The sequence below is a fragment of the Actinomadura sp. NPDC000929 genome (assembly GCF_040492065.1).
GTDB classification, from domain to species: Bacteria; Actinomycetota; Actinomycetes; order Streptosporangiales; family Streptosporangiaceae; genus Spirillospora; species Spirillospora verrucosospora.
The window spans coordinates 1-4,436 of record NZ_JBEUPA010000274.1; the positions used below are offsets into that span (position 1 = coordinate 1).

Here is a 4,436-nt window from a genome sequence, read left to right on the forward strand (position 1 = left end):
GCCGCGCTGGCCGGCGAGCACGGCGCGCCCTCGTTCGAGCGGATCGAGGAGCTGTTCGACGCCTGCGAGGCCGTGGCGTTCTCCGTCCCGCCGGACGTCCAGGCCGACCTCGCCGCCCGGGCCGCCCGGGCGGGCAAGGCCGTCCTGCTGGAGAAGCCCCTCGGCATGGACCTGGACGGCGCCCGCCGGCTCGCGGGCGCGATCGCCGAGGCCGGCGTCGTCTCGCAGATGGTCCTCACGCTGCGCTACTCGCGCGCCGCCCGCGACTTCCTCGACCGGACGCGGGAGCTGGAGCCGTTCGGCGGCTACGGCTCGTTCGTCTCCTCCGTGCTGAGCGGGGGCCCCTTCGCCACCCCGTGGCGGCTGGAGAAGGGGGCGCTGCTCGACCTCGGCCCCCACATCGTCGACATGCTGGACGCCGCGCTCGGCCGGGTCGCCGGCGTCCGCGCGCACGGCGACCCGCTCGGCTGGCTGGGGCTGACGCTGGAGCACGAGAACGGCGCGATCAGCCAGGCGTCGGTGTCGATGGCGGGCACGGGGGAGCTCCCGCCCGCCCACGTCGAGGTCTACGGGCGGGGCGGCCACGCGCGGCTCGACTGGTCGCAGCTCGGCGACGACGCGTTCGCCACGATGGTGGCCGAGTTCGCCGCCGCCGTCAGGAGCGGGGCGAGCCCCGCGCTGGACGCCGCCCACGGCCTGCGGATCCAGGAGGTGCTCGCCTCGGCCGAGGCGCAGCTGGTCTGACCTGCCTGCCATGCTTGGTCCATGGCACGCACCATCGATGACATCCTCGCCGCGGCGCGCGACCGGCTCGCGCGCGTCCACCCCGACCAGGCCCACGCCGAGATGAGTGACGGGGCGGTGCTGGTGGACATCCGCCCGGCCGCCCAGCGCGCGGAGGAGGGCGAGATCCCGGACGCGCTGATCGTGGAGCGCAACGTCCTGGAGTGGCGCTTCGACCCGGCCTCGGGCGCCCGGCTGCCCCAGGCCACCGGCCACGACCTGCGCGTGATCGTGTTCTGCTCGGAGGGCTACACCTCCAGCCTCGCCGCCGCCTCCCTGCACGACCTCGGGCTGACCAACGCGACCGACATCGTGGGCGGGTTCAAGGCGTGGCGCGCGGCGGGCCTGCCGACGACCGGGGGCGCCGACCGGTGACCAGGTGAGTTGAGCTCTTAACATTCCTGGTGTTAACTTCTGGCCTGGCGTCCGGACGGAGGAGCGGGGCATGAGCGACCGGCAGCGGCGGGGGCCCGCGCAGCGGCAGGACGCGATCGCCGAGGCGGTGCTCGCCGCGGGGTCGGGGACGGCCGCCGAGCTCGCCGAGCGGTTCGGGGTCAGCCTCATGACGATCCACCGCGACCTGGACGAACTGGAACGCCAGGGCATCGTCCGCAAGTACCGCGGCGGGGTCACCGCGCAGCGGTCCGGGGTCTTCGAGAGCAGCGTCGCCTACCGGGCCAAGACGATGCGCGAGGAGAAGGAAGCCGTCGCCGCGAGGGCGGTCGAGCTGGTCGAGCCCGGCATGGCGATCATGCTCGACGACTCGACGACGGCCCTCGCCCTCGCCCGGCGGCTCCCCGACGTCGGCCCGCTGACCATCGTCACCAACTTCCTCGACGGCCTGAACCTGCTGGCCCCGGTGCAGGGCATCCGGCTGATCGCGCTCGGCGGCGACTACGACCCGCTGCACAACTCGTTCATGGGCGTCTCGTGCGTCGAGATGATCGAGTCGTTGCAGGTCGACCTGTGCTTCGTGTCGACCTCGGCGGTGTCGGCGGGCAACGCCGGCCACCAGGAGCAGCGGGTCGTGGTCGTCAAGCGGGCCATGCTGCGCAGCGCCGTCCGCAACGTCCTGCTGGTGGACCACACGAAGCTGGGCCGCACCGCGCTGCACCGGGTCGCGCCGCTGAGCGACTTCGAGCGGGTCGTCGTGGACGACGGGGCGGCGCCGGAGGCGCTGGCCGAGCTGGCGAAGCACAAGGTCGACTACGACGTCGCCCCGCGCCGCTGACCTCCGTGTGAGCACGGACGTTATAACTAACATCGCCTGACCCGCACGTGCCTAGATCCCTCATGGGATTGATGCCGAGCTGTGACCAGGCTTTTCCGGCTTCCGGCGCGATCTTCTTCACGATCATCCGTGTTAGTTAACGTGCATGTATTGACACTTCTAACGTTCGTGATGTTACGTTCTCCCCGCGGTGGCCGCCGACCCCGGTCGCGCGGACGCCGCATCGGCTCCAACGCCCCCTTCACGGGCGCACCCCCGAGGAGATCTCAGTGAAGAAGCCCTCCCTCAGGACGGTCGCCGCGGCCGCCGCGGCGCTCGCCGCGCTCGCTCCCGCCGCGGCGTGCTCCTCCAAGAGCGCGGGGTCCGGCGGCGGCGACGCGAAGAACGCCAAGATCGCGTTCCTGATGCCCGACATCGCCTCGACCCGCTACGAGCTCTACGACGCCCCGCTCTTCAAGGCCAGGATGAAGCAGCTGTGCGGCGGCTGCACGGTGCTCTACCAGAACGCCGGCGCCGACGCCTCCAAGCAGCAGCAGCAGGCCAGCTCGGTGCTCGCCCAGGGCGTCAAGGCCATCGTGATCGACCCGGTCGACTCGGCCGCGGCGGCGTCGATCGTCCGGATGGCGCAGTCCCGGGACGTGAAGGTGATCGCCTACGACCGCCCCATCCCGGCGGCCAAGGCCGACTACTACGTCTCCTTCGACAACGAGAAGATCGGCGCGATGATCGGCCAGTCGCTGGTCGACCACCTCAAGCAGGAGAAGGCCGAGGGCGGCATCCTGGAGGTCAACGGCTCGCCCACGGACGCCGCCGCGAACCTGATCAAGAAGGGCATCCACAGCTCCGTCGACCCGAGCGGCTTCAAGCTGCTGGCCGAGTACGACACGCCCGGCTGGGAGCCCGCGAAGGCCCAGCAGTGGGTCAGCGGCCAGATCAGCAAGTTCCGCGGCCAGATCGCGGGCGTCGTCGCCGCGAACGACGGCACCGGCGGCGCCGCCGTCGCCGCGTTCAAGGCCGCCGGCACCGACGTCCCGCCGGTGACCGGCAACGACGCCGAGCTCGCCGCCGCGCAGCGGATCATCGCCGGCGACCAGTACAACACGATCTCCAAGCCGATCAAGATCGTGGCGGAGGCCGCCGCCAACGCGGCCCACACGTTCGTCCAGGGCGAGACCCCCAAGGGCAACACGACGCTGTTCGGCACGCCGTCGGAGCTCTTCACGCCGACCGTCGTCACCCAGGACAACATCGGCAAGGTCCTGCTCGGCCCGGACGGCGCCCTCAAGGCCGACAAGGTCTGCACCGCCGAGTACGCGGCCGCCTGCGCCAAGCTCGGCCTCAAGTAGCGATCTCCCGAGGTTCGTCATGTCACCAACGCCCACCCCGGCCGCCGGCGCGGCGCGCCCGCTGCTGTCGCTGCGCGGCGTCAGCAAGTCGTTCGGCGCGGTCGCCGCGCTCACCGGCGTCGACCTGGACGTCGCCGCCGGCGAGGTCGTCGCCCTCGTCGGCGACAACGGCGCCGGCAAGTCCACCCTCGTGAAGGTCCTGTCGGGCGTGCACGCCCCGGACGCGGGGACCATCACCTTCGAGTCGCGGGAGGTGAGCATCCCCACCCCGGCCGCGGCGCAGCAGCTCGGCATCGCGACCGTCTTCCAGGACCTCGCCCTCTGCGAGAACCTCAACGTGATCGAGAACCTGTTCCTCGGCCGCGAGATGCGGGCGCTGCGCCTGGACGACGTCGCGATGGAGGTCCGCTCGCGCGAGCTGCTCACCCAGCTCTCGGCGAAGATCCCCTCGGTGGGGGTCCCGGTCGCGGCGCTGTCGGGCGGCCAGCGGCAGACGGTGGCGATCGCCCGGTCGCTGCTCGGCGACCCGAAGGTCATCATCCTGGACGAGCCGACCGCCGCGCTCGGCGTCGCGCAGACCGCCGAGGTGCTCAACCTGATCGAGCGGCTCAGGGAGCGCGGCCACGGCGTCCTCATGATCAGCCACAACATGGCCGACGTGCAGGCCGTCGCCGACACCGTCGCCGTGCTGCGCCTCGGCCGCAACAACGGCGTGTTCGACGCGCGGACGACCTCCGCCGAGGAACTGGTCGCCGCCATCACCGGCGCGACCGACAACGTGGTGAGCCGCCGCGCCGGCAAGCTCCGCCCCGAGGCGCGGGACACCCCCGCAGAGGACGGCGGCGACACCGGGACGGCGCAGGAGAAGGACGCCGCCGCCGGCGGCGCGGACGGGCCGGACGGCGACCGGCCCGAGCGGGTCGCACCGGGCGGCCCGAGGAAGGGAGCGGGCGATGAGTGACCTCATGGCGCCCCCGCAGACCGGGACCGCCCAACACCCCGGACGCGGTCATCGGCCAGGTTTCCTCCTTCCTCGCGTCCACGGACAAGAAGCCCCTCAGCAACACGCGCGACTC

General features: G+C 72.2%; 4 protein-coding genes and 1 pseudogene. All 5 read left to right on the plus strand.

The genetic code is table 11. The features are described 5' to 3' along the window. Positions 1-744: Gfo/Idh/MocA family protein (locus ABWI04_RS41725; RefSeq protein WP_353835866.1), on the plus strand; the 744-nt coding region annotated here is incomplete at its 5' end. 21 nt (positions 745-765) lie between these two features. Continuing rightward, entirely contained in the window at positions 766-1,158 is a 393-nt protein-coding gene (locus ABWI04_RS41730; protein ID WP_345186565.1) for a rhodanese-like domain-containing protein, read from the plus strand. A gap of 70 nt (positions 1,159-1,228) precedes the next feature. After that, a complete protein-coding gene (locus ABWI04_RS41735) occupies positions 1,229-2,014 on the plus strand; it encodes a DeoR/GlpR family DNA-binding transcription regulator (protein WP_345186563.1) in 786 nt (261 codons plus the stop codon). 269 nt (positions 2,015-2,283) lie between these two features. Next, positions 2,284-3,360 carry a substrate-binding domain-containing protein gene (locus tag ABWI04_RS41740; protein ID WP_345186559.1) on the plus strand — a complete coding sequence of 359 codons (1,077 nt, stop codon included), beginning with the start codon at positions 2,284-2,286 and terminating at the stop codon, positions 3,358-3,360. A gap of 19 nt (positions 3,361-3,379) precedes the next feature. Continuing rightward, positions 3,380-4,186: pseudogene (locus tag ABWI04_RS41745) on the plus strand (ATP-binding cassette domain-containing protein); the annotation flags it as partial. Positions 4,187-4,436 lie beyond the last annotated feature (250 nt).